The sequence below is a fragment of the Roseomonas haemaphysalidis genome (assembly GCF_017355405.1).
Classification (GTDB): Bacteria; Pseudomonadota; Alphaproteobacteria; order Acetobacterales; family Acetobacteraceae; genus Pseudoroseomonas; species Pseudoroseomonas haemaphysalidis.
Genome location: NZ_CP061177.1, coordinates 3,093,711 through 3,118,302, shown reverse-complemented (window position 1 = coordinate 3,118,302; position 24,592 = coordinate 3,093,711). Strand labels below are relative to the sequence as shown.

The 24,592-nt window shown below is 72.6% G+C and carries 16 protein-coding genes; 1 reads left to right on the top strand and 15 read right to left on the bottom strand.

Annotated features, from left to right (window positions below; all coding sequences use genetic code 11):
• Nucleotides 1-14: 14 nt before the first annotated feature.
• From IAI59_RS14455 to IAI59_RS14445, 3 genes are all read right to left on the bottom strand, one after another.
• On the bottom strand, nt 15-1,031 hold the full coding sequence (locus tag IAI59_RS14455; RefSeq protein WP_207415630.1) for an NAD-dependent epimerase/dehydratase family protein: 1,017 nt from the start codon (nt 1,029-1,031) through the stop codon (nt 15-17).
• The gene (locus tag IAI59_RS14450; RefSeq protein WP_207415631.1) at nt 1,028-3,286 is read right to left on the bottom strand and encodes a glycosyltransferase family 4 protein; all 2,259 of its coding nucleotides are present in this window, start codon (nt 3,284-3,286) and stop codon (nt 1,028-1,030) included. Before IAI59_RS14450 ends, IAI59_RS14455 begins: the two co-directional genes overlap by 4 nt.
• Nucleotides 3,287-3,350: 64 nt before the next feature.
• Nucleotides 3,351-4,097 carry a tRNA1(Val) (adenine(37)-N6)-methyltransferase gene (locus IAI59_RS14445; protein WP_237181135.1) on the bottom strand — a complete coding sequence of 249 codons (747 nt, stop codon included), beginning with the start codon at nt 4,095-4,097 and terminating at the stop codon, nt 3,351-3,353.
• Nucleotides 4,098-4,251: 154 nt separating this feature from the next.
• Here IAI59_RS14445 and IAI59_RS14440 point away from each other — a divergent pair, with 154 nt between their 5' ends.
• Nucleotides 4,252-5,268, top strand: a complete 1,017-nt coding sequence (locus IAI59_RS14440) for a polyprenyl synthetase family protein (RefSeq protein WP_207416069.1) — start codon at nt 4,252-4,254, stop codon at nt 5,266-5,268.
• A 54-nt stretch (nt 5,269-5,322) separates the two neighbouring features.
• Here the strand turns inward: IAI59_RS14440 and IAI59_RS14435 are convergent, their stop codons facing one another.
• The 12 genes from IAI59_RS14435 to glgB form a co-directional block, all read right to left on the bottom strand.
• Nucleotides 5,323-5,982, bottom strand: coding sequence for a hypothetical protein (locus IAI59_RS14435; RefSeq protein WP_207415632.1), 660 nt, complete (start codon nt 5,980-5,982; stop codon nt 5,323-5,325).
• 29 nt (nt 5,983-6,011) lie between these two features.
• Nucleotides 6,012-6,518 carry a PepSY domain-containing protein gene (locus tag IAI59_RS14430; protein ID WP_207415633.1) on the bottom strand — a complete coding sequence of 169 codons (507 nt, stop codon included), beginning with the start codon at nt 6,516-6,518 and terminating at the stop codon, nt 6,012-6,014.
• Between the two features lie 194 nt (nt 6,519-6,712).
• Nucleotides 6,713-7,468, bottom strand: coding sequence for an SDR family oxidoreductase (locus tag IAI59_RS14425; protein WP_207415634.1), 756 nt, complete (start codon nt 7,466-7,468; stop codon nt 6,713-6,715).
• A gap of 63 nt (nt 7,469-7,531) precedes the next feature.
• Nucleotides 7,532-8,284 carry an HD-GYP domain-containing protein gene (locus IAI59_RS14420; RefSeq protein WP_207415635.1) on the bottom strand — a complete coding sequence of 251 codons (753 nt, stop codon included), beginning with the start codon at nt 8,282-8,284 and terminating at the stop codon, nt 7,532-7,534.
• Between the two features lie 9 nt (nt 8,285-8,293).
• Nucleotides 8,294-9,049, bottom strand: a complete 756-nt coding sequence (locus tag IAI59_RS14415; protein WP_207415636.1) for a response regulator transcription factor — start codon at nt 9,047-9,049, stop codon at nt 8,294-8,296.
• A 149-nt stretch (nt 9,050-9,198) separates the two neighbouring features.
• Nucleotides 9,199-12,255: an ATP-binding protein gene (locus IAI59_RS14410; RefSeq protein WP_207415637.1), complete on the bottom strand. Its 3,057-nt coding sequence runs from the start codon at nt 12,253-12,255 to the stop codon at nt 9,199-9,201.
• Nucleotides 12,256-12,390: 135 nt separating this feature from the next.
• On the bottom strand, nt 12,391-13,425 hold the full coding sequence (locus IAI59_RS14405; protein WP_237181134.1) for a family 8 glycosyl hydrolase: 1,035 nt from the start codon (nt 13,423-13,425) through the stop codon (nt 12,391-12,393).
• 372 nt (nt 13,426-13,797) lie between these two features.
• Nucleotides 13,798-16,398, bottom strand: a complete 2,601-nt coding sequence (gene treY, locus IAI59_RS14400) for a malto-oligosyltrehalose synthase (protein WP_207415639.1) — start codon at nt 16,396-16,398, stop codon at nt 13,798-13,800.
• 86 nt (nt 16,399-16,484) lie between these two features.
• A complete protein-coding gene (gene malQ, locus IAI59_RS14395; protein ID WP_207415640.1) occupies nt 16,485-18,524 on the bottom strand; it encodes a 4-alpha-glucanotransferase in 2,040 nt (679 codons plus the stop codon).
• On the bottom strand, nt 18,521-20,305 hold the full coding sequence (gene treZ / locus IAI59_RS14390; RefSeq protein WP_207415641.1) for a malto-oligosyltrehalose trehalohydrolase: 1,785 nt from the start codon (nt 20,303-20,305) through the stop codon (nt 18,521-18,523). The genes malQ and treZ overlap by 4 nt, the downstream gene beginning before the upstream one ends.
• Nucleotides 20,302-22,416: a glycogen debranching protein GlgX gene (gene glgX / locus IAI59_RS14385; protein ID WP_207415642.1), complete on the bottom strand. Its 2,115-nt coding sequence runs from the start codon at nt 22,414-22,416 to the stop codon at nt 20,302-20,304. Before glgX ends, treZ begins: the two co-directional genes overlap by 4 nt.
• Before the next feature lie 22 nt (nt 22,417-22,438).
• Complete coding sequence (glgB, locus tag IAI59_RS14380) at nt 22,439-24,589, bottom strand: 1,4-alpha-glucan branching protein GlgB (RefSeq protein WP_207415643.1); 2,151 nt, start codon at nt 24,587-24,589, stop codon at nt 22,439-22,441.
• Nucleotides 24,590-24,592 lie beyond the last annotated feature (3 nt).

The window sequence follows — 24,592 nt, the reverse complement described above, 5'->3', positions numbered from 1 at the left end:
GCGGCAAGCGGCCGTCAGCGGATCTGGTGGTATTCCCGGTACCATTGCACGAAGCGGCCCAGCCCTTCCTCCAGCGTCGTGCGCGGCGCGAAGCCGATGGCGGTGCGCAGCGCGGACACATCCGCCCAGGTGCGCTCCACGTCGCCCGGCTGCATGGGCAGGTCGCGGCGGTTGGCGGTGCGGCCGGTTAGGCGTTCCAGGATGCCCAGGAACTCGTCCACCTTCACCGGCGTGTCGTTGCCGATGTTGAAGATGCGGTGCGGCGTTTCGGGCGCCACGCGGCCCGGCTCATCGGCCTCGGCCGGGGGGCGGGGCGTCAGGCGGGCGATGGCCTCGACGATCTCGTCAATGAAGGTGAAGTCGCGCCACACGTTGCCATGGTTGAAGACGTTGATGGGCGCGCCGCTGAACAACGCCTTGGTGAAGCCCCAGTAGGCCATGTCCGGCCGGCCCATCGGCCCGTAGACCGTGAAGAAGCGCAGGCCGGTGGCGGGGATGCGGTACAGGTGCGCGTAGGTTTGCGCCATCAGCTCGTTGGCGCGCTTGGTGGCGGCGTAGAGCGAGACCGGCTGCTCCACCGCGTCCTTTTCCGAGAAGGGCACCTTGGTGTTGGCGCCGTAGACGGAAGAGGATGAGGCGTAGACCAAGTGCTTCACGGGCGTCTCGCGCGCCGCTTCCAGCACTTCCAGAAAGCCATCGAGGTTGGAGGCCGCGTAGGCGCGCGGGTTGTCGATGGAATACCGCACCCCCGCCTGGGCGGCGAGGTGCACCACGTGGTCCGGCCTGGCTTCGCGCCACAGCGCGCCCAGCGCGTCGCGCTCCGCCAGCTCCACCCGGTGGAAGGCGAAGCCGGGCCGGCCCAGCAGCCCGTCCAGCCGCGCCTGCTTCAGGGCGGGGTCGTAATAGGTGTTGAGGTTGTCGCAGCCGGTGACGCGCGCGCCCTCGGCCAGCAGGCGTTGGCTGAGCGCCGCGCCCACGAAGCCGGCGGCGCCGGTGACGAGAACATGCGCGCCTTGCAGGCTGGGGGTCACGGCGTGGGCTCCGGAATGACGCTGGACAGGCTCTGCGCCTCCAGAAAGGCGATGCGGGACAGGTGGTCGTCCTGGCGGCACAGCATGAAGCCGCGCAGGCCGACGCCGAGCAGCCGGGCCTCGCCATGCTGCAGGGCGCGCACGCCCTCGCCGCTGTCGATCTCCACCTGCAGCACGGGGCCGGCGATGGCGGGCAGGTCGAACACGCAGGTGGCGGCCTCGCCCCATTCCAACGGAACGGCGAAGCTGGTGACCGGCCCGCCTGGCGCGCCGGCGCGCAGCAGGATGTCCATGGTGCCGCCGGGCATGGCGGCGCGGGGCGCCTGCATTTCCAGGTACAGCCGCAGCGGGGCGGCGGGGGCGGCATCGGGCAGCGGCAGGCGCAGGGTGGACAGGTCGGCGGCGGCGGACACGCCCCAGTCGTCGAGCGGAAACCAGCCGGTGCCGTGGCGCACCAGGTCGGCCATCACGGGGTCGAGCCGCGGTTCCGTCGCCTCGCCATGGGCGAAGCTGTAGCGGTGGCCGGGGCGCAGCGGCGGCGGGGCGGCGGGGGTGGCGGGGCGCGCGGCCAGGGCGGCGATGGCGTCCAGCGCCTCGTCCTTGACCGCGTCCCAGGAACGGGGGCGGCCCTTCTGGCGCACCACGGCTTCCTGTTCCGCGCGGAAGGGGCCGTCCAGCATCACGCGTTCCAGCAGCGCGGTCAGCTCTGGCAGGGATTGCGGGGTGAAGTACAGCGCGGCCTCGCCACCCGCCTCCACCAGCGCGGAATGGCGCGGCGTGACGACAATGCGGCCATGCGCGAAGGCTTCCGTGATGGGCAGGCCCCAGCCCTCATAGTGGCTGTTGTAGACGGTGAACTGCGCGCGGCGGTACAGCGCGTCCAGCGCCGCGTCCGACACGTCGTGCAGCAACAGCACGTGGCGCTTCAGCTCCGGCGCGCCGCGCAGCAGGCCGAGGGCGGCTTCCGCGTGCCAGCCCGGCTTGCCGACGCACACCAGCCGGGGCACCGCGTCCGGCCCCAGGCGGCGCAGCAGGTTCAGCCAGGCGGAAAACACCAGCAGGTGGTTCTTGCGGCTTTCCAGCGTGGCGACGAACAACGCGAAGGGCTCGTCCTCCCGCAGCGCGGGCGGCAGGGGCGCATCGGCGGTGGCAGCCGGCAGCAGGGCGCGGGGGTCGGCATCCAGGCGCACCACGAAGGCGGGGGGCAGGGGGCCTTCGGGCAGCAGGGCGCGCAGGTGGCGCTCCACGTCGCGGCGGGTGTTCTCGGAGTTGCACAGGATGCCGTGGGCGTGCAGGCCGACGCCGCCGAACCAGCGGGCGTAGTTGCGCACCAGATCGGCCAGGCAATGCTCCGGCACGATCAGCGGCACGCAGTCGTGCACGAAGGGCACGTAGCGCAGCCCGCTTTCCCGCGCCGCGATGCGCAGCGCGCGGAAGTAGTCCGGCATGGACCAGGAATTGCCGAGGTTGACCAGGAGCGCGTCCTGCCGGAAGCGCAGGGGCGGACGGCCGTTGATCTGCCGGCGCAGGGCATCGCGCAGCGCGGTCCAGGCCGGGTCCGCGGCGTCCGACCCTTCGGCCGACAGGGCACACAGGCGCAGAAAGCCGGGGGCGCCGACGGCGCGCCAGCAGCGGCTGCGGCTGTCGAACATGGCCAGCGACAGCGCCATGCCGGGCGTCGCGGCGCGCAGGGCGCGGGATACGATGCCGAGCTGCACGCGCTGGATGCCGGTCGGGGTGCGCTGGGCCGCGAAGAAGTGCAGCAGGTCCGTGATGTCGAACACCACGGACAGGGTGTCCGGCGCCTCCGGCTCGCTCCCGTCCTCCGCCTCGCCGGGCGGCAGGCCGAGGGCGGCGCGGTCGGCGGCCTCGATCTCCGGGCCGCTTCTCCATTCGGCGGTGCTGTCCGCTTCGCGCCGGGCGTCGTCGTTGCCGGGGGCGAGCGCCAGGGCGCGGGCGTAGCTGCGGGCGGCATCGCGCCAGCGGCCCAGCATCTTCTGCGCGTGGCCGATCTGCAGTTGCAGGTCGGCGTCGTCGGGGGCCGCAGCCTCGGCGTCGCGGTAGCAGCTCAGGGCCTCGGCCACGCGGCCGGCTTCCTTGAGGCAGTGGCCCTGCTGCACGCGGATGCCCCAGGCATCGGGCCGCAGCTCCGTGAAGGCGCGGTAGGATTCGGCGGCGGCCAGGAAGTCGCGCGCCTGCCTTTGGCGGTCGGCCAGTTGCAGCAGGGCATCCGGGTCGGCGGAAAGGGAGGACATGCGGGGGTGGTGGTAAAGCACAGCCCAGGCCGGCGCAACGATGCTGCGGGCGCGAAGGTGCCGCTCAGCCGGGCTGGCGCGGCGGCAGGGCGGCGCCGTCCCGCAGCACGGCGTTGGCCGCCGCCGTCCAGCCGCCCTCCTCGTGCAGCACCAGCCCGGGGGACAGCCAGTCCGGCTGGCGGCCGCGCAGCCGGGCCTGCACCAGCACGCGGCGGGCGGGCTGGCCGGCGCGCGGCCACAGCGGCAGCAGCGCCACGCCGCCGCATTGCGCGCCATGCAGGGCCGAGGCGGCCTCGGCGAAGCGGGACGCGGGGAGCACGAAGGTGACGCTGCCGCGATGCGCCAGCGGGGCGGCCAGCGCCCGCGCCCAGTCGGCCAGGGGCGGGCCGTGGTCCTCATGCGTCGCGGCGCGGCGCAGCCGGCCGGGGGGCAGGGTGCCGCCGGGCCAGTAGGGCGGGTTGGCGAAGCCGTGGTCGAAGCGGCGGCCGGCCAGCAGGGCCGGGTCGGCGATGTCGCCCTGCAGCACCTCCACCCGGTCGGCCCAGCCGTTGCGCCCTGCGTTGTCCCGGGCCAGGGCGGCGAGCGCCGGCTCGCGCTCTACGGCCACCACGCGCAGCTCCGGCACGCGCGCCATCAGGGACAGGAACACGGCGCCGGTGCCGCAGCCGCCTTCCAGCACGCATTGGCCGGGGCGGGCGGGAATGGCAGCGGCCAGCAGCACCGCGTCCAGCCCGGCGCGCAGGCCGGTGCGCGGTTGCAGCAGGCGCACGCGGCCGCCGAGCAGCGTGTCTTCCGTCAGGGTGTCCAGCACCAGGGGCGGCGGGGGTTCGGGCGGGCGCCAGCGGGCGGGGCCGGTGGGGGAAGGGGGCAGGGTGGTTGGCTCCGGCGGGGAATGGGCTCGGCTTGCTGGTGCGGACCCCGGTGGCTATGGTGCGGCCGCCAGCCCAGAGGTCAATCCCCGCGTGATGTCCCCCGCCCTGAAGACGCCGCCCGCACCCGACAGCGAGGACGCGCTGACCGCCCTGGTGGCGCTGGTGCGCGAGGACCTGGACGCCTGCAACCGGCAGATCCTGGAGCGCATGCAAAGCCCGGTGGCGCTGATCCCGCAACTGGCGGCGCATCTGATCGCGGCGGGCGGCAAGCGGCTGCGGCCGCTGCTGACGCTGGCGGCGGCCCGCATGTGCGGCTACCGCGGCGACCGCCACGTGCGGCTGGCCGCCTGCGTGGAGTTCATCCACACCGCCACGCTGCTGCACGACGACGTGGTGGACGAGAGCGACCTGCGGCGCGGCCGCGCCAGCGCCAACGCGGTGTTCGGCAACCAGGCCAGCGTCCTGGTGGGCGACTTCCTGTTCGCCCGCTCCTTCGAGCTGATGGTCGAGGACGGCTCGCTGGAAGTGCTGCGCATCCTGTGCGGCGCCAGCGCCACCATCGCGGAAGGCGAGGTGCTGCAGCTGGTCATCCAGAACGATACCTCCTCCACCGAGGAACAGTATCTGGACGTGATCGAGGGCAAGACGGCGGCGCTGTTCGCCGCTGCCACCCGCGTCGGCGCCGTGGTGGCCGACCGGCCGCAGGCGGAGGCCGAGGCGCTGGACGCCTATGGCCGCAACCTCGGCATCGCCTTTCAGTTGGTGGACGACGCGCTGGATTATTCCGCCAAGCAGGAAACGCTGGGCAAGACGGTGGGCGACGACTTCCGCGAAGGCAAGATCACCCTGCCCGTGCTGCTGGCCTTCGCGCGCGGCGACGAGGCGGAGCGCGGCTTCTGGAAGCGCGTGCTGGAGGAGCGGCAGCAGGACGAGGCGGACCTGCCGCAGGCGCTGGAGCTGATGCAGCGCCACCACGCCTTCGAGGACACCATTGCCCGCGCGCGGGACTACGGCGACCGCGCCATCGCGGCGCTGGCGGGCTTTCCCGACAATCCAGAAAAGCAGGCGCTGGCCAATGTGGTCGAGTTCTGCATCGCCCGCGCGCGGTAGAAACGAAAAAAGCCCCGGCCGTCAGGCCGGGGCTTTTCCGTTGAAGCCGCCGGATCAGATCTGGCGGTCGCCGATCGGGCGGGTCAGCGGGGTGCCGGGCACCAGCGGGTCGGTGGCCACGCCATCGCGGGTGGCGCCGATGCTGCTGTCCTCGTCGTAGCCATTCCAGCCACCGGCGCGGTAATCGGTTTCACGCGCCCGCGTGTCCACGGGGCCATGGCTGTCCAGGATGCGCTCGGCCTCGGCCCGGCGGGTGTCGTCCGCGCTGACTGTGACCAGGCTGCCGCCGCGGCGCATGCCCTCCGCATAGACATGCGCGTCGGATTCCGACACGCCCGCACCGGTCAGGCTGCCCACCAGGCCGCCCGCCACCGCGCCGGCGCCCGCGCCGGTCAGCGCCGCGACCAGCGCGCCCGCCGCGACAATGGGGCCGATGCCAGGAATAGCCAGCGCGCCGAGGCCCGCCGCTAGGCCGGCGCCGCCGCCCACCAGCGTGCCCAGCGTCGCGCCGATGCCGGTGCCGCTCTTGGCGCCTTCGGCGGTCTCGGAATGCACGGCGTGGTCGGCCGTGCCGGTGTGGGTGACGCCGCTGTTGTCCGCGTTGCTGGCGACGATGCCGAGCTGGTCATGCGGAAAGCCGGCGGCTTCCAGGTCGCGCACGGCGGCCAGGGCATGCTCGCGGGTGTCGAACATCCGGGTGATGGTCTGGTTCATGGCGTTTCCTTTTCTGCGTCCGTTGCCGCTCAGCGCGCCGCGCCGCTACCGGTCACGACATTGCCGCGGAAGTCCAGGCCGACGTCGGACTGGGTGCCGTTGCGCATCGCCTTGCCGCGCCACACGCCCTGGTCGTCCTTGGACAGCCCCTGCACGTCCGTGTAGCCGGCGGCCTCGATGCGGCTGCGCGCCTGGCCCTCGGTGAAGCTGTTGGCGCCGGCGGCGGGGGTGGTGGTGGTCGGCGGGCCCTCGGCGCGGGGCGTGGCGGCGGGGGCGGCGGTGCCGGTGCCCATGTTGCTGCCCGTGCCCATGTTGCTGCCGGACCCCATGCTGCTGCCGGTGCCCATGTTGGAACCGGACCCCATGCCGCTGCCGGTGCCGGTGCCCATGTTGCCGCCGCTGGTGCCGGGCGCGGGCATGGCGGGGGCGGTGGTGGTGCCCGGCGTGCCGGGCTGGGCCGGCGTGGTGCCCTGGGCGAAGGCTGCGGGAGCGGCAAGCAGACCAGCAAACAGCGCCAGCGTTTTCATGGATCGCATGCGTCTTCTCCGTTGTTGTTCTTTGGCGGCTTTGATGCCGCCGAATGAACACCTAACGGCGCAGGCGCCCAATGTTTGCGTGACGATCCCTGGAAAGCGCCGGCGGTGCCGTCAGGCCCGCGGTGACTTGGGCTTTGCTTGCGGCACCGCGGGCGTTTTCTGCGGCGGGCGGTGGCGGGAACCGGCGGTGCCGGTCAGCCGCGCCCGATAAAGGGCATCGCGGTGGCCATCACCGTCATGAACTGCACGTTGGCATCCAGCGGCATGGACGCCATGTGCAGCACCGCCTCGGCCACGTGGCGCACGTCCATGCGCGGCTCCACGCGGGTGGAGCCGTCCGGCTGCAGCACGCCCTGGGTCATGCGCTCGGTCATCTCGGTGGCGGCGTTGCCGATGTCGATCTGCCCGCAGGCGATGTCCCACGGCCGGCCGTCCAGGCTGATGGAACGCGTCAGTCCGGTGATGGCGTGCTTGGTGGCGGTGTAGGGGGCCGAGCGTGGGCGCGGCACATGCGCGCTGATGGAGCCGTTGTTGATGATGCGCCCGCCGCGCGGCGACTGGTGCTTCATCATGCGAAAGGCCGACTGCGCGCAGAAGAAGGCGCCGTTGAGGTTGGCATCCACCGTGCCGCGCCAGTCCTCGGCGGTGATCTCGTCGAAATCCACGGGAGGGCTGCCGCGCCCGGCGTTGTTGAACAACAGGTCCACGCGGCCCCACTTCTGCGCCACGGCGGCGAACAGCGCGGCGACGGAAGCGGCGTCCGCCACGTCGGTCGCCACCGGCAGGCAGCGCGCCCCGGCCTCGCCGGCGGCCTCCGCCGTGGCGGCCAGCGCGTCGGCGCGGCGGCCGGCCAGCGCGACGCTCCAGCCCGCGCCCAGCAGCGCCAGCGCGGTGGCGCGGCCGACGCCGCTGCCGGCGCCGGTGACGACGGCGATCTTCGATTCAGCCATGTGGCCGTTTCCCCTGTTGTATCCCTGGGGCGCAGGGTGCGGCGCGCGCGGCCGGGTGGCAAGCTACCAGGGGCAGGGCGGCAGGCCGAGCGCGTGCTCCAGCCGGTGCGACAACAGCAGGCCGGCACGCTCGCGCGGCTGCCAGCGGCCGGGGGCGGCGTCCAGCCCCAGCTCCTGCTGAAAGGCGGGGCCGAGGCCCTGCACCAGCACGGCGGCGAAGCCGGGGTCGAACTGCGTGCCGGAACAGGCCTCCACCTCCGTCAAGGCCTGCGCCACGGTCAGGCGCGGGCGGTAGGAGCGGCCGGGCTCGATCATGGCCACGAAGGCATCCGCCACGCACACGGCGCGCGACAGCGGCGACAGGGTGATGCCGCGGCAGCCGCTGGGGTAGCCGCCGCCCAGCCAGCGCTCATGGTGGTCACGCGCCGCAGCCACCACCGCGTCGGGAAAGCGCAGGGCAGTCAGGGTTTCGGCGCCGGTGCCGGGGTGGGCGCGCATGGCCACGGTTTCCTCGGCCGTCAGGCCGCGCGCGGCATCCAGCAGCGACACGGGGAGAAACAGCTTGCCCAGGTCGTGCATCAGCCCGGCGGCGACCACCAGCGCCGGCTCGCCCAGCTGGGCGGCGGGGGTGCTGGCCATGGCCAGCAGCACGGTGGCGACGCGGATGGAATGGTCGGCGCTGGCAGGATGGTGCGTGCGCAGGGCCGCCAGCAGGCGCAGGCTTTGGCGCGACAGGTCGGCGCCCGCGGCCAGGGCCGGCTCGCCCAGCGCGGCGGAAGCGGGCAGCGTGCTGGTGGCGGCGGCGATGCCGTCCATGGTGGCGGCCTACCAGACCAGCCGGTAGCCGCGGCCGCGCACGGCGGTGACGCGGATGCGCCCGCCGGAAGCTTCCAGCAGCTTCTGCCGCAGCGACGACGCGAACTGGTCCACGCCGCGCTGCTGCGGCTGCAGGGCGTAGCCCAGCACCTGCTGCGCCACCACCTCGCGGTCCGCCATGCGGTCGGGGGCGGCCAGCATCATGGCCAGCAGCCCGGCCTCGGCGCCGGTCAGGTGGCCCTCGCCCTGCGGGCCGCAGATGCGCTGGCGCGCCGGGTCCAGCAGCACGCCCGCGACTTCCGTGCCGGAATCGGTGGCCCGGTCCGGCTCGTCCAGCCGCCGCAACACGGCGCGGATGCGCGCCGTCATCTCGCGCATGGAAAACGGCTTGGTCAGCACGTCGTCGGCGCCGAGTTCCAGCCCCAGCACGCGGTCCACCTCGGTGGCACGGCCGGTGAGGATCAGGATGCCGCGGTCGCGCCGGCCGGCCAGGTCGCGCACCATGCTGAGGCCGCTGCCGTCCGGCAGGCCGAGGTCCACCAGGATGATGCGCGCGGCGCCCAGATGCGCGCGGGCGGCGCCGATGCTGCCCGCGATCTCCACGGAAAAGCCGTCGCGCTCCAGCGCGCGGCGCAACGTGTCGGCGAGGTCCCGGTCGTCCTCGACCAGCAACACGGGAATGCGGGCGGGGGCGGCGGCCTCGGTGCCGCCGGGGGGTTGCGGCGCGGGCTGCGGGATCGGTGCCGTGCCCAAGGCGCTTGCCATTGTGCTCGTAGCCATCACGGTTCTGCCACCACGGTTGGGTCCACGGGATTGTGAGACTGCTAAGGTTGTGGACCGCGTATCCATGTAAGGAAAGATAGCAAAGCGTGTTCGCGCCACCAACCCTCGCGGGTAAATTGTAACGCGGGGCTTCAGGACCACTCGCGCGCGTCGAGCATGTGGCGCAGCCGCCGGGCCAGCACCGCCTGCGGGCAGGGCTTGATCAGCAGCGGCAGCGCGCCTTCCTCCTCCCCGCCGGCGGCCAGAGCGTAGCCGGACATCAGCAGCACCGGCAGGTCCGGCACGTGCTGGCGCGCCAGCCCCGCCAGGCGCGGGCCACTGATGCCGCCGGGCAGGATCACGTCCAGCAGCATGAGGTCCGGCCGCAGCCCGTCGCGCAGCGCCGCCATCGCCGACGGGCCGCAGGCCAGCGCGGTGACGTGGTAGCCCAGGCGCGACAGCTGCTGCGTCAGGTTGTGCCGCAGCGAGGCCTCGTCCTCCACCAGCAGCACGTGCTCGCTGCCGCCATGCTGCGGCGTGGGGACGGGCGCCAGCTCCGCCGGCACCGGCGCGGCGGGCGGGATGGCGGGGTCGGCCGGCAGCAGCATGGTCACGCACGTGCCCTCGCCGGGCTGGCTTTCCAGCCGCAGCACGCCGCCGCTTTGCCGCACGAAGCTGTACACGGAGGCGAGGCCGAGTCCGGAGCCGCGGCCATCCGCCTTGGTGGAAAAGAACGGCTCGGCGGCGCGGGCCAGCACCTCAGGCGTCATGCCGGAGCCGGTGTCGGTCACGGAAAGGCGCAGAAAGCGGCCCGGGCGGGCGACGGGAAAGCCTTCCAACTCCGGCTCATCCAGCTCGGCGGGGGCCAGGGCGATGGTCAGGGTGCCGCCGTCGGGCATCGCGTCGCGCGCGTTGATGGCCAGGTTGAGCAGGGCATTCTCGGCCTGGCCGGGGTCCAGCAGCAGGCGGGGCAGCGCCTCGTGCCGCGTCAGCAGCAGCCGCACCTTGTCGCCCACCGAGCGGCGCAGCAGCGGCAGCAGCCCTTCCAGCAGGGTTTCGGGCACCACCACCTGCACCGCCTGCGGCTGGTGGCTGGCGAAGGCCAGCAGGCGGCGCACCAGGGCCGCGCCGCGGTCGCCGGCATCGCGGATCAGCCAGGCGGCGTGGCGGTTTTCCTGGTCCGCCGGGTCCAGCGTGTCTTCCAGCATCTCCGCGTTTCCCATGATCACGGCGAGCAGGTTGTTGAAGTCGTGCGCCACGCTGCCGGTGAGCTGGCCCACCGCCTCCATGCGCTGGCTGGCGCGCATCAGCTCCTGCGTGTGGCGGGTTTCCGTGACATCGCGAAAGAACACCGCCACGCCGTCGGCGGCGGTGAAGGCGTAGCACTGGAACCAGCGGCCGGGGGCGCCGGCGAAGTGCTGCTCGAACTCGCGCGGCTGGCCGAGCGAGGCGACGGCCTGCAACTGCTCGAAGGCTTCCAGCTCCACCAGCACCGGGTACATGTCCCACAGCGAACGGCCCACCAGGCGGTCGTGGCGGCGGCGCACCAGCCGCAGCGCGGCGGCGTTGGCGTAGGTGATGTGCCAGTTGGCATCCAGCGCGATGAAGCCGTCGCTGACCGATTCGAGCAGCCGCTCGATCCGCTCGCGCGCGCTGGAGGCTTCCTCGGCGGCGCGCTGCATGCCGGCGATCAGGGCGCGGTTGCGGATGGCGATGCCGGCCATGCGGCCAAGCTGCGACAGCATCGCCGCGTCGTCGGCCGAGAAGCCGGTGTCGTCGGCGCGCGCCACGGCCAGCACGCCCAGCGGGCGCCCCTGCTCGTCGCGCAGCGCGATGGCGGCGCGGGCGGGCAGCCCGGCCAGGGGCTCGGCCGGAAACAGCCGGGGGCCGAGGGCGGCGGCGGCCAGCGCCGGGTCGGTGGCCCATTGCTCCAGCGTGGACAGCAGGGCGGGGGGCGGCTCCCCGGCCGGTTGCTGGCCGGGCGGCCGGGGCGGCAGGCGGTGGCGCTCGTCCGGGGCGCGGTGCCAGGCGTTGTGCGGGCGGAACCAGCCGCCGGCGGGCGCCAGGCTGACGGCGTGCTGGCCGCCGTCGCGCGCCGCGCCGTGCAGCGCGATGCAGGCGTAGGGCACGGCCAGGGTTTCCCGCGCCATGCGGCCCACATGGCCGAGCAGCGCCGGCAGCTCCGCCATGGCGGCAATGCCGGCCGAGCCACGCGCCAGCAGTTCCAGCCGCGCCGAGGCGGAGGCCTGCGCGTCCAGCCGCCGCCGCGCTTCGCGCCCCACCAGCAGCAGGCCGCCGCCGGATGCGAGAATGGCCAGCACGGTGAGCGAGCTGGCCAGCCAGGCGCGGCGGCGCCATTGCGCCAGGGCCTCGCTGTCGCGCACACCGACGGCGACCGCCAGCGGCTGGCCGGGCACCGGGCGCATCGCGGTGTAGCGCGGGATGCCGTCGGCGTTGGACACGTAGAGCCCGGTCCAGCCCTCGCCGCGCGCCAGCAGGCCGGCGATGGGCAGGGCGCGGGGCAGCGGCTCGCCCACCATCTCCACCGGCACCGGGGGCATGCGGCTGAGCAGGCGGCCGGATTCGTCCAGCAGCGCCACGGCGGCACCGGAACCCAGACCGAGCCGGGCGTAGAAGCCTTCCATCAGCCGCAGCGGCAGCAGGGCGACGGCGATGCGGCCGTCTTCCAGCCGCTCGGCCAGCGGCAGGACGGAGCCAGCGACGCTGCGGATGGGCGGCAGGTAGGTCAGCTGGCCGACCGGCACCGGCCCCATGGCACCCAGCGCGCGCGCCAGCACGCCCGATTGCAGGCCCGCCATGCGGCGCCGGCCGGCGGCGGTGGCCAGCACCGGGTTGGCCGCGCTGTCCACCACGGCCAGCACCACGCCGTCCGGCAACACGTTTTCCCGTGTGGCCATGGTGGCGGCCAGGGTGGTGGCGGACACGCCGGAGCCGGCCAGGTGGTTGATGCCGAGCAGCGCCTGTTCCAGCCCGCCCACCAGCGCGCCGGCCTGGGCGCCGATGGTCTCGGCCAGCACGCCGGTGGCGTGCAGCACCTGTTGCTCCGTGGCTTGGCGGTCGATGGCCAGCGACAGCGCGACGCCGCCGCCCAGCACCGCCAGCATGGTGGCCAGCATCACGGCGCCGAGGCGGCGCGAAAAGGCGGGCTCGCCGGCGGCGTGGCCGGGCGTGGCGGCAGGCACGCTCATGCCTGGCGGCCCGCGCCGGCTGGACGGGCGGGGGCCGCGGCGGGGCAGGGAGCGGGCGCGGGGTGATGCATGGTGCTGGGGCGAGCTTGCGCCGGCGTGGGACGCCGGCACAAGCCAGGGCCGAGCTGTTTTTTGTCAGGTTAGGAGAGGCAGCCGTTCGTTTGCCGCCATGCGGGTCAGCAGGGTCAGGGCGGCGCTGTAATAATCCTGCGCTTCGGACACGGATGGCAGCGCCGTGACCTGGCCGGGGGAGGCGGCCAGCAGCGCCACGGCGCGCTGGCCGCTGTTCACGGCATAAGGGGCCAGCTTGTCGCCCTGGAACTCGGTCCAGGCGGGGGTGCCGGGCTGGGTGAAGAAGGCGGCGGCGGCGCGCGCCGCGGGCTCCATCCCCAGGCCGGCCCAGGCCAGGTACAGCGGCACGCGCACGGCGTCGTAGGAAAAGCGGGGCACCCAGCCGGGCGCGGGGGCAACGCGGGCGCCGCTGCGCGGCAGCCGCACCCAGTCGGCCGGCAGGCCCCAGCGGCCGAAGCGGGCTTCGCGCATCAGCAGCAGCCCGTCGCGGTGCAGGCGCATCCAGGGCGATCCTGGGCCGCGCAGCGCGGCGAAATCCACAAAGGCGGGAAACACGTAGTAGGAGGGGTTCACCACCAGGTGGTCGCGCTGCTCGAAGCCGAAGGCGGCGGGCAGCAGCAGCGTGCGGCCATCCATCTCGCGCACGCACAGGCGTTCCAGGTCGGCGCAGATGGCCTGCGCACGCTCCGCCAGCTCCGGCCGCTGCCAGCGGCGCGCGGCGCGCAGCAGCGCCCAGGCGATGAAGATGTCGCCATCTGCCGCGTTGTTGTGGTCTTCCACTGGAATGGGGCGGTTCGGCATCCAGCGCCAGGCGTGCAGCTTGTCCTGCGGCCGGCGCAGCTCGCGCGCCGTCCAGGCAAGCAGGCGGTCGAAGGTCGGCTGGTCGTCATGCGCCTCGGCCATCAGCAGGGCCCAGCCCTGACCCTCGGTGTGCGAGGTGTTGCCGTTGGCGGTGTCGATGGCCCGGCCGCCGGAGATGAAGCGGGCGCGGAAGCTGTGGTATTCCGCCGGGTCCTGCGCCGGCGGCGCCTTGCTCAGCTCGGCATGGCCCGGGTTGCGGACGACGCCCAGCGCGGCCGCCCCCGCAAGCAACCCCACGACACCCCGGCGTGACAGCGCAGCCCGCATATCGATCCCTGACCCGCACGTTCCAGTTGAACACTGTGCCGACGACGCCCACCCCGGAGGGGTGATTTGTCGGCCGCTTATGCTCGTTAAACGTGCAAGGGTTAAAGGGTTCCCGAGTATTGAGTTGTAAAGGAACGTCAGGGGACTGTGGGAAAGGCGATTGATATCGCAACGAACTTGGCTAAGCGTCGGAAAATCTTACACTCTGGGTAAGCGGCAACGACGCCCTCCTATGCCTAAGCTCGACCTTCACAAAGGAGTGATCTCACGAAAGTAAGCTCAGGCGTGGCAGGCAACCGGTGGTTGCGGGCCGCCGCACAACGGCGGCGACCCTTCCGTTTCTCAGCCGCGCCGCAGCACCAGAACCGGCAAACCCTGTTCCAAAGCGGCCAGGTCGGCGCCCCCGTCGCCCAGCACCGGCTTCCAGGCGCCGGCGTCGGGCAGCACCAGGCGGGTGCCGTTCCAATGGCCGGGCGGGAAGCCGAGGGTGCCGGCCCGCACCGGCGCGGCGCGCAGCGGCACCGCCACCAGCACGGCGCGGTCGCCATCCTGGCGCTGGAAAGCCAGCACCTCGGCGGCGCGGGGGCCGGCCACCTCCACAGGCTGGTAGCTGCCCCGGCTGAACAACTCCGGCATCTCGGCCCGCAGCAACAGCAGGCGGCGGATCATGGCCTGCTTGACCACGCCGTCCTGCCACTGCGGCAGGGCATCGGCCAGCGGCGTATCCAGCGAGGCGCGCCGCGCGGCGAAATCGACGGGGCGGCGGTTGTCCGGGTCCACCAGGCTTTCGTCCCAGTATTCCGTACCCTGGTACAGGTCGGGGGCGCCCGGCGTGGTCAAGCGCAGCGCGGCCTGGGCGAGGCCCTTGGCGGCGCCGGCCGGGGCGATGCGCGCGGCAAAGCCCGCGATCTCCGGGAGCAGCGGCGAGCCATCGGCCAGCACGGCATCGAGGAACCGGCGGGCGGCGGATTCATAAGCCTCGTCCGGCGCGCCCCAGCCGGTGCGGCGCTTGGCTTCGCGCATCGCCTTCTGCTGCCAGCCGGCCAGCCGCTCGGCGAAGCCCTCGATGCCCGCGCGGTCGGTGGCCTCCAGGCCGAGCGGCCAGGCGGACACCAGCATCTGGAACAGCATCGCCGCCTCGCCCGGCTCGGGGGCGGGGCCGCTGTCCATTTCCTCGCGCAGCGGGGCGCTTTCGGCCATCCAGCCGCGCAGCGTGGCGGACCATTCGTCGGCGATCTCGGACAGCACCGCCAGCCGCATCCGCACGTCCTCGCCGCGCTTGTGGTCGTGCGTGGCGGTGGCGAGCAGCGCGCCGGGATACAGCGCCTGCCGTTCCGCGCAGGCGGCGTGGAACCCGGCGGGGGACAAGGAGAACTGGTCGGGATGCGAGCCGACCTCGTTGCGCGACAGCAGGCGGCCGTAGCGGTAGAAGGCGGTGTCCTCCACCGACTTGGCCGCGGTGGGCGAGGACAACTGCTGGAACCGCACGCGGGCCACCAGCCGCAGGGCACGGTCGGGCGCCGGCAGGGCGAGGATGCGTTCCTCGCCCAGCCACTGGTGCAGGTGGTCCAGCACGGCGTGCTCGTTGTCCGGCAGGTTGGCGCGGGCGCGGCCCACGGCGCGGGCCAGCATGGTGGCATCCTGCGAGGTGGCACGGCCGGCACGGGTATAGGTGCGATAAACGGGGAAGTGCACCAGCACCTCCGTCAGCACGCGGCGGATGGCGGCCAGCGGGATGTCGCGCGTCATGGGGCTGGAGCGCGCGATGCGGTGCAGGGCGCGGGCGCAGGATTCCCGCTCGGCGGCCAGGTTGTCGCGCAGGATCTGCCGGCGGGCGATGCGCTCCTCGGCCGGGAAGTCGCGGTTGCTGCCGGAAACCTCTTGCCACAGCAGCGACAGCGGCGCCTCGCCGGCTGGGTCGTGCAGCACGGCGCCGACCTGGTCCATGAAGTCGTAGCCGCTGGTGCCGTCCACCCGCCAGTCGGCCGGCATGGGCTCGCCCGGCGCCAGGATCTTCTCGACGATGATGTAGGGCTCGACCCGGGGCGCGTCGGCCGGGCGCTGGCGGGCGGCGGTTTCCATGCAGCGGCGCAGCTTGCGGCAATAGGCGCCGGGCTGGGCGAGGCCATCCACGTGGTCGATGCGCAGCCCGTCGATCAGCCCTTCGGCGTAGAGCCGCAGGATGACGGCGTGACTTTCCTCGAACACCTCTGGCACCTCGACCCGCACGCCGCCGAGGCCGGTGACGTCGAAGAAGCGGCGCCAGTTGATCTCGTCCGCCGCCAGCTTCCAGTGCGACAGGCGGAAGTGCTGGCGCTCCAGCAGTTCGTGGATGCGCGCCTGCCCTTGCGGCGTGGCGCTGTCATAGGCCGAAAGGTCGGCGCGCACGGCGGCCACGTCCTCGGGGCGGATGGGAAACCAGTTGTCGAAGTAATCCAGCACCAGGCCGGTGGGGCCGTGTTCCGCCAGCTTCAGCTCGCCTTCGGCCAGCGCCTCGCCATAGGGGCGGCCCAGAAAGGGGGCGAGCATCTTGCCGCGCAGGGCCGGGTCGTCGCTTTCCCAGTCCACGTCGAAGAACTTGCTGTAGCGGCCGTTCGGGCCATGGGCCAGCACGTCCATCCAGACGGCGTTGTCGTTGCCGCCCACGCCCATGTGGTTGGGCACGATGTCCAGCAGCAGCGCCATGCCGTGCTTGCGCAGCTCCGCCACCAGCCGGCGCAGCGCATCCTCGCCGCCCAGCTCGGGGTTCACCCGCTCGTGGCTGACGGTGTCGTAGCCGTGGGTCGAGCCGGCGCGGGCCTGCAGGATGGGCGAGGCGTAGAGGTGGCTGACGCCGAGCGCGGCGTAATACGGGACGGTCGCCGCCGCGTCGTCCAGCGTGAAGTCCTTGTGCAGTTGCAGCCGCGCGGTAGCCCGCGGGATGGTGGTGGCGGGCGGTGTCATGCGGCTTTCTCCTGGCGCGGCCTATGCTTGACGCATGGACCGGTTCGCGGTTGCGCCCGGCGGGGATTATCCGCCGGGCGTATCCGCTATTCGGCCCGCCGCGCCCGCGCCAGGCCCTTCAGCCGGTGCTCCACCGCCGGGTCGGCCAGCATGCGCTCCACCGGCTGCTCGAAGCGGCGGCGCCAGTTGGGGTGCTGGTCGGTGGTGCCGGGCAGGTTGGGCTGCTCCACCGCCGCCAGCGCGTCTTCCAGCGGCAGCAGGGCCAGGTGGCAGGCACTGCGGCCGATATGCGCCGCCGCCGCGTCGGCCACCGCCGCGCCGTCGGCCCGCTTGGGCGGCGCGCCCTGGGCAACGCCGGAGCCGCGCAGCGCCTGCCACAACGCGCGGCGCTCCGTGGCGCGGTTGTCCTCGGTTTCCAGCGGCTGGATGTCCAGCTTCTCGCGCCACTGCATGTCGCGGCCTTCCCACCAGCCGGCCACGGTGGCGAGGTCGTGGGTGGAGGTCATGGCCACGGCGGTGGGGGTCCAGCGCTTCGGCTGGCTGAAGCGGGCGCCGTTGCGCTCGAACCACAGGACGCGCATGCCGGCGAGGCCCATCTTTTCCAGCTTCGGGCGGAAGCCGGTGGGCACGGTGCCGAGATCCTCGCCGATCACCACGGCCTTGTTGAGGTGGGACTCCAGGGCCACCAGCCGCAGCAGGTCATCCAGCGGATAGCGGAGGTAGGCGCCGTCCCTGGGCGTGGCGCCTTCCGGCACCAGCCACAGGCGGCGCAGGCCCAGCACGTGGTCCAGCCGCACGCCGCCGGCGTTGCGCAGCGCGCTGCTCAGCATCTCGCGGAAACCCGCGAAGCCAGAGGCACGCAGCCCCTGCGGCGAGAAGGAGGTGATGCCCCAGCCCTGCCCGCGCGCGTTGAACAGATCCGGCGGTGCGCCGATCTCGATGCCCTGCAGGATCTCCGCCTGCCGGCCCCAGCCGTCGCTGCCGCCGCCATCCACGCCCACGGCGAGGTCGGCGATCAGTCCGATGCGCATGCCGCCTTCCGTCGCGGCGCGCTGCGCGGCGCCCAGGCCGCGATCGGCGAGCCATTGCAGAAAGGCGTGGTACTCGACCTCCGTGGCATGCTCCTCGGCAAAGGCGGCGACCTCGGGGCTGTCCGGGTCGCGGAGCGGCGCGGCCCAGTCGCGCCACAGCCAGCGGCCTTCGGCGAACTGCGCGGCGTGCAGCGCCTCGAAGCGCGCATGGCGCTCCAGGGACGGGCCGCCCTCGGCACGGAAGGCCGCGAAGGCGGCGCGGGCTTCGGGCGTGCCGTCGCGGCGGAACGCAGTGAAGCTGTCGCGCAGCAGCGCCAGGCGGGCACGGGCGGTGGCGGGCCAGTCCACCAGCGGCAAGGCTTCCAGGCGTGCCAGCTCCGCCGCCAGCTTCCTGGGCGGCGGGAAGGGGGCGCCCAGGATGTCGCCCGGGTCGGCGTGCCGCACGTCCAGCCGCGCGCGGGACGAGGGGGCGTAGGGGCTGAAGCGGCTGGGGTCGGCGGAGAATTGCGCGTGCACCGGGCTGATGGCGATGGCGTCCGCCCCCAGTGCCGCCGCCGGGGCGCACAGCCCGGCCAGCGCGGCATAGTCGCCCACGCCCTGGTCGGAGCCGCGCCGCAGCGAATACAGCTGCGCGGTGAGGCCCCAGGCGCGGCCGTCCGGCACGGCATCGGTGATGCGGTGGCCATGCGCGGGGGCGACGGCGAGCACCATCTGCCGCGCGCCGGCTTCCAGCGTGTAGTAGCCCGGGGTGGCGGGGGCGGTGAGCCGCGCGCCGCCGGGGGCGGCCTCGGCCGTGCCCTCGGCTTCCAGTTCCTCGTCCGCCGTGGTGATTCGATAGCGGCCGGGGGGGATCGGCAGGGTGACGGCGGTGCCGGCCTCGGCGGTGGCCAGCGGCGGCAGGGCGGTGCGGCTGGCGTGCCGGTGGGCGGCCAGGCTTTCCTTGATCTGCGCCTCGCTGCCGGCCGGCAGGCCCAGCGCGCCCAGCAGCCCGCGCAGCGCATCCGGCGCGACCGTATGGGACTTGCCGGCCGCGTCCTCCCATTCCGCCATCAGCCCGGCGGCGCGGGCGAGTTGCAGCAGGGCGGCGTCGCTCATCGGATCGTCTCGGCGATCGGCGCCTCGCTGGCGATCCAGCCCGCGGCGGCGAAGCCCGGCAGGGTGCCGCGGACCGCCGCCTCGGCCACGCCGTCGCGCGATTCCGCCAGCAGGGTGCCGGTGGGGGCGGCGAGGGCGATCTCGTCTTCGCCGAACTGCGCGGCGACGGTCAGCACCGCGCCGTCGTTCAGCCGCCAGCGGGCCAGCACGCCCGTGTCGCCCAGCGCCTCGGCCTCCAGGCTCGTGGCGCCGGACAGGCGCGCGGCGAGCTGCGCCTTGCGGGCGGCCAGCAGGCGCGTCACCAGCGCTTCCACGGCCGCGTGCCGGGGCAGCGCGCGTTCCGACGGGTCGGGGCGGCTGCTGTTGAAGGTGGCGATGGCGTTGGGGTCGGGGATCTTCTCGCGGTGCTCGGGGTCCGCGAAGGCCTTGAAGCCGGCGAATTCCTTGCGGCGGCCTTCGCGCACCGCCTCGGCCAGCGTGTCGTCCGTGAAGCCGGTGAAGAACTGGAAGGGGCGCTCGCTGGCCCATTCGTCGCCCATGAACAGCATGGGCACCTGGGGCGACAGGAGCAGCAGGGTCAGCGCGGCGCGCACGCCCTCGGGCGGGGCGAGCTGCGCGATGCGCTCGCCCATCGCGCGGTTGCCCACCTGGTCGTGGGTTTGCAGCGCGTTGACGAAGGCCGAGGGTGGCAGGTGGCCGCTGGGCTTGCCGCGGGCGTGGCCGAGGTTCTTGGATTCCTCGCCCTGGTACACGAAGCCGGTCGACAGCGCCTTGGCCAGCAGCGCGGCAGGCTGGCCGGCGTAGTCCTTGTAGTAGGAATCCTCCTCGCCGGTCAGCAGCACGTGCAGGCAGTGGTGCACGTCGTCGTTCCACTGGGCGCTGTAGTCGCGCTCCAGCAGGCTGGCGTCGTTGCGCTCGTTTTCCAGCACCAGCGCGATCTCGCGGCCGGCGGTGGCCTCGCGGATGCGGCCGGCCAGCTCGGGCAGGAAGCTGGCGCTGTCGATGGCGTGCACGGCATCGAGGCGCAGGCCGTCTAAGCGGAACTCGGTCAGCCAGTAGAGCGCGTTCTCCATGAAGAAGTCGCGCACCTCGGGCCGCTCGAAGTCGATGGACTGGCCCCAGGGGTTGTTCTTGTCGGCGTGGAAGAACACGGGCGCGATGGCACCCCAGTAGTTTCCGGCCGGGCCGAAGTGGTTGTAGACGACGTCCAGCATGACCGCGAGGCCGTGGCCATGCGCGGCATCGACCAGGGCCTTCAGGTCCTCCGGCGTGCCGTAGGTCTCGTCCGGCGCGTAAGGCAGCACGCCGTCGTAGCCCCAGTTGCGCAGCCCGGCGAAGTCGTTGACCGGCATCAGCTCCAGGTGGGTGACGCCCAGGGCCGCGAGGCGCGGCAGGTCCGCCATCACGCCGCGAAAGCCGCCATACAGGCCGACATGCAGCTCGTAGACCACGGCGGCGGCCCAGGGCAGGCCCTTCCAGTCGGGGTGCTGCCACTGGTGGGCGGCGGGGTCGGTCACCACGCTCCAGCCATCCACGTCGCCATCCTGCGCGCGGGACGCGGGGTCGGGCACCGTCATGCCGTTGCCGAGGGTGTAGCGGTAGCGCGTGCCGGCGGGGGCCTCGGCTTCCGCTTCCCACCAGCCGCCGTCCAGCTTGCGCAGGGGCTGGGAAGGCTTGTTCTGCAACTCCAGCGACACGCCGCTGTGGCCGGGGGCCCAAAGCCGGAAGCGGGTGGCCCCACCTTGTTGCGGCACAGCCCCGAAGGTGGTGGTGACGGTCATGCCTGGTCCTCTTGCGCGACGATGGCGACGAGCAGCCGCGCGGAATGGCGCGGCAACGCTTCGATGGCGGTCTGGACAACGCGCTCCTCCGCCAGGGGTTCCGCGCTGTCGAGCACGGAGATCCAGGGCAGGGCGGGCAGCGGCAGGGTGACGGCGCGGTCCTCCGCGCCGCCGTTGAGCAGCAGCAGCGACACCTCAACCCCCGCGTCGGTGCGCGCCGCGCGGCGCAACACCAGCAGGCGGCCTTGCGGGTCGTGCCAGCCTTCCGGGGTCAGCGGCTCGCCCCCTTCGTCGAACCAGCTGACGTCGGGGATGTCGGGCAGCGGCTCGTCCTGGCCGTGCAGGAAGCTGGCGGAGCGCAGCGTCGGGTGGGCGCGGCGGGCGGCGCTGGCGCGGGCGATGAAATGCGACAGGGCGATGCCATCGGCGCTGCCGGAGCCGCCGGGGCCATCGCCCCAGTCCAGCCAAGAGATGTCGTTGTCCTGGCAATAGGCGTTGTTGTTGCCGCCCTGGGTGCGGCCGAACTCGTCGCCGCCCAGCAGCATGGGCGTGCCATGGCTGCCCAAGAGCGTCATCAGCATGGCGCGCTTGATGCGCTCACGCCGCGCCAGCACGACGGGGTCCCCGGTGGGGCCTTCCTCGCCCCAGTTGTTGCTGTGGTTGTCGTCATGGCCGTCGCGGTTGTTTTCGCCGTTGCGCAGGTTGTCCTTGGTGGAAAAGGACACGAGGTCGTGCAGCGTGAAGCCGTCATGCGCGGCGACGAAGTTGATGCTGGCCCAGGGGCGGCGGCGGCGGCGGTCAAACAATTCGGACGAGCCAGCGAGCCGGGCCGCGAGGCCGGGGCGCAGCCCGCTGTCGCCCCGCCAGAAGCGGCGCACATCGTCGCGGAAGCGGTCGTTCCATTCCGAGAAGCCGGGCGGGTGGTTGCCGAGCTGGTAGCCGCCGGGGCCGATGTCCCAGGGCTCGGAGATCAGCTTCAGACGCGACAGCACGGGGTCCTGGCGGATGGCGTCGAAGAAGCCGGAGCCGGGGTCGAAGCCGTGCGCTTCCCGTCCCAGCGCGGAGCCGAGGTCGAAGCGGAAGCCGTCCACCCGGAAGGAGGTGGCCCAGTAGCGCAGGCTGTCCATCACCATCTGCAGCACGCGCGGGTGGGTGATGTTGACGGTGTTGCCGCAGCCCGTCTCGTCGATGTTGCGGCGTTCCTCGCCCGGGATCAGGCGGTAGTAGCTGCTGTTGTCGATGCCGCGCCAGGACAGGGTGGGGCCGGTTTCGCTGGCCTCGCAGGTGTGGTTGTAGACGACGTCCAGAATCACTTCCATGCCGGCGGCATGCAGCCGGCGGATGGCGACGCGGATCTCGTCCAGCGAGCCCTGGGACAGGTAGCGCGGCTCGGGCGCGAAGAACGACAGGGTGGAATAGCCCCAGTAGTTGCGCAGCCCCTTTTCCACCAGAAAGCGGTCCTGCGCGAAGGCGTGCACCGGCAGCAGTTCCACCGCCGTGACGCCGAGCTTCTGCAGGTGCTCGATGACGCGCGGGTCGGCCAGCGCCGCGAAGGTGCCGCGCTCGCGCGGGGCCAGGTCGTCGCGCAGCACGGACAGGCCGCGCAGATGCGTCTCGTAGATGAAGGTCTTGTCCCAGGGGACATTGGGCGGGCGGTCGTCGCCCCAGTTGAAGGCGTCGTCCGTCACCACGCCCTTGGGCATGGCGGCGGCGGAATCGCGGCGGTCGAAGCCCAGGTCGCCGCGTGGGCCGCGGAAGCCGTAGAGCGCGTCCGTCCAGCGCAGCGTGCCGTGCAACTGCTTGGCATAGGGGTCGAGCAGCAGCTTGTTGGGATTGAAGCGGTGGCCTTGTTCCGGGCGGTAGGGGCCGTGCACGCGGTAGCCATAGATCAGCCCCGGGCGGGCCTCGGGCAGGTAGCCGTGGAACACCTCATCGGTGCATTCCGGCAGGTCGAGCCGCGCGACCTCGCGGCGGCCGGCGGCATCGAACAGGCACAGCTCCACGCGTTCCGCATGGGCGGAGAACAGGGCGAAGTTGACGCCCAACCCGTCCCAGCTTGCGCCGAGAGGGTCGGGGCGTCCCGGCAACAGCCGGTCAGCGAGTGGCGGCAAGTGGTGGTTTCCGCGAAGTGGCTCAGGCGGGGGTGAGGATGATGGTGGCCAGCGGCGGCACCGTCAGCGTCAGCGAGGCCAACTGGCCGTGCGACGATTCCTCCGCCCCCTGCACCACGCCGCCATTGCCCATGTTGCTGCCGCCGTAGATGCCGGCATCGGAGTTGAAGACCTCCTGCCAGGCGCCGGCCACCGGCACGCCCACGGTATAGGCCTGCTGTGGCACGGGCGTCAGGTTGCACACCACCAGCACCGGCTTCTCGCCCTCATTGCCGAAGCGCAGATAGGCGAAGATGCTGTTGCTAGCGTCGTCGATCACGGACCACGCGAAGCCGTCGGGCGAGGTGTCGCGCTGGTAAAGCGCGGGCAGGCCGCGATACAGCCGGTTCAGGTCCCGCACCAGCCGCTGGACGCCGGCGTGCTTGGGGTCGTCCAGCAGGTGCCAGTCCAGCGAGCGGTCATGGTTCCATTCGCGGTGCTGGGCGATCTCGCCGCCCATGAACAGCAGCTTCTTGCCCGGATGCGTCCACATGAAGGACAGGTAGGCGCGCAGGTTGGCGAATTTCTGCCACTCGTCGCCCGGCATCTTGCCGATCAGCGAGCCCTTTCCGTGCACCACCTCGTCATGCGACAGCGGCAGCATGAACTTCTCGCTGAAGGCATAGACCAGGCCGAAGGTCATCTGGCCGTGGTGGTGGCGGCGGTGGATCGGGTCACGCTCCATGTATTCGAGCGTGTCGTGCATCCACCCCATGTTCCACTTGAAGTCGAAGCCCAGGCCGTTGTTGTCGTCCGGCTTGCGCGTGACGCCGGGAAAGGCGGTGCTTTCCTCGGCGATCAACAGGCGGTCCGGGCAGCGCTCGGCGATGACGCGGGAAAGTTCCTGCAGGAAGCTGATGCTTTCCAGGTTCTCGCGCCCGCCATACATGTTGGGCACCCACTCGCCGGGGTTGCGGCTGTAGTCGCGGTACAGCATCGAGGCCACCGCATCCACGCGCAGCCCGTCCACCCCGTAGCGCTCCAGCCAATGCACGGCGGAGCCGATCAGGAGGTTGCGCACCTCCCGCCGGCCGAGGTTGTAGATCAGGGTGTTCCAGTCCTTGTGGAACCCTTCCTTCGGGTCGGCATGCTCGTAGAGCGGCGTGCCGTCGAACATCGCGAGGCCGTGCGGGTCGGACGGGAAGTGCGCCGGCACCCAGTCCAGGATGACGCCGAGCCCGGCCTCATGGCAGCGCTCCACCATGCGGGCGAAGTGCTCCGGCGGGCCGAAGGGCGCGTGCGGCGCGAACTGGCCGAGCGGCTGATACCCCCAGGAACCGCCGAAGGGATGCGCCATGATTGGCAGGAATTCGAGATGGGTGAAGCCCATCTCGACGGCATAGGGGATCAGCTTGTCGCCCAGCTCCTCCCAGCCCAGCGCCACGTCGCCGTCGCCCCGCGCCCAGGAGGAGGCGTGCACCTCGTAGACCGAGACGGGCTGGCCGTCCTGCGGCGAAGGCCGGTTCCAGGGCCTGGGCTTCGGGATGGCGGCGATGTCGGCCACCACCGAGGCGGTGGCGGGCGGCACCTCGACCTGCCAGGCGAAGGGGTCGGCCTTCAGCGGCAGCAGGTTCCACTGCGGGCCCAGCAGCTCGTACTTGTAGACTGCGCCCGGCGTCAGGCGGGGGATGAACAACTCCCAGATGCCGGCTTCCACGCGGTGGCGCATGGGGTGGCGGCGGCCGTCCCATGAGTTGAAGTCGCCGACCACGGACACGCGGCGGGCATTCGGCGCCCAGACCGCGAAGCGCACGCCGGGAATGCCATCCACCTCCATCGGCTGCGCGCCGAGGCACATGGCGATGTCCTGGTGCGTGCCTTCCCGCAGCAGGTGCAGGTCGAACTCGCCCAGCAGCAGGCCGAAGCTGTAGGGGTCCTCGGTTTCCTCCACCGTGCCGGCCCAGTCGATGCGCAGCGTATAGGGGCCGGGCGGTACGGGGCCGGCGAAGAGGCCGGCATCGTGCACCTGCGTCAGGCGGTGGGCGGTGCCGTTGGAGATCGCCTCCACCCCCGTGGCACCGGGCAACAGGGCACGCACCTGCCCGTCATGCGGGCCGAGGATGCTGAAGGGGTCGCCGTGGCGGGCTTCCGCCAGGGCGGCGGCGCCGCCCAGGTCGATGGTGATGTCGGCCATGGC

Coding starts and splice junctions, on each gene's coding strand:
- IAI59_RS14440 (WP_207416069.1), top strand. CDS start 4,252: ATGTCCCCCGCCCTGAAGACGCCGCCCGCACCCGACAGCGAGGACGCG.
- IAI59_RS14425 (WP_207415634.1), bottom strand. CDS start 7,468: ATGGCTGAATCGAAGATCGCCGTCGTCACCGGCGCCGGCAGCGGCGTC.
- glgB (WP_207415643.1), bottom strand. CDS start 24,589: ATGGCCGACATCACCATCGACCTGGGCGGCGCCGCCGCCCTGGCGGAA.
- treZ (WP_207415641.1), bottom strand. CDS start 20,305: ATGACCGTCACCACCACCTTCGGGGCTGTGCCGCAACAAGGTGGGGCC.
- IAI59_RS14410 (WP_207415637.1), bottom strand. CDS start 12,255: ATGAGCGTGCCTGCCGCCACGCCCGGCCACGCCGCCGGCGAGCCCGCC.
- IAI59_RS14435 (WP_207415632.1), bottom strand. CDS start 5,982: ATGAACCAGACCATCACCCGGATGTTCGACACCCGCGAGCATGCCCTG.
- IAI59_RS14430 (WP_207415633.1), bottom strand. CDS start 6,518: ATGCGATCCATGAAAACGCTGGCGCTGTTTGCTGGTCTGCTTGCCGCT.
- IAI59_RS14450 (WP_207415631.1), bottom strand. CDS start 3,286: ATGTCCTCCCTTTCCGCCGACCCGGATGCCCTGCTGCAACTGGCCGAC.
- IAI59_RS14415 (WP_207415636.1), bottom strand. CDS start 9,049: ATGGCAAGCGCCTTGGGCACGGCACCGATCCCGCAGCCCGCGCCGCAA.
- malQ (WP_207415640.1), bottom strand. CDS start 18,524: ATGAGCGACGCCGCCCTGCTGCAACTCGCCCGCGCCGCCGGGCTGATG.
- IAI59_RS14420 (WP_207415635.1), bottom strand. CDS start 8,284: ATGGACGGCATCGCCGCCGCCACCAGCACGCTGCCCGCTTCCGCCGCG.
- treY (WP_207415639.1), bottom strand. CDS start 16,398: ATGACACCGCCCGCCACCACCATCCCGCGGGCTACCGCGCGGCTGCAA.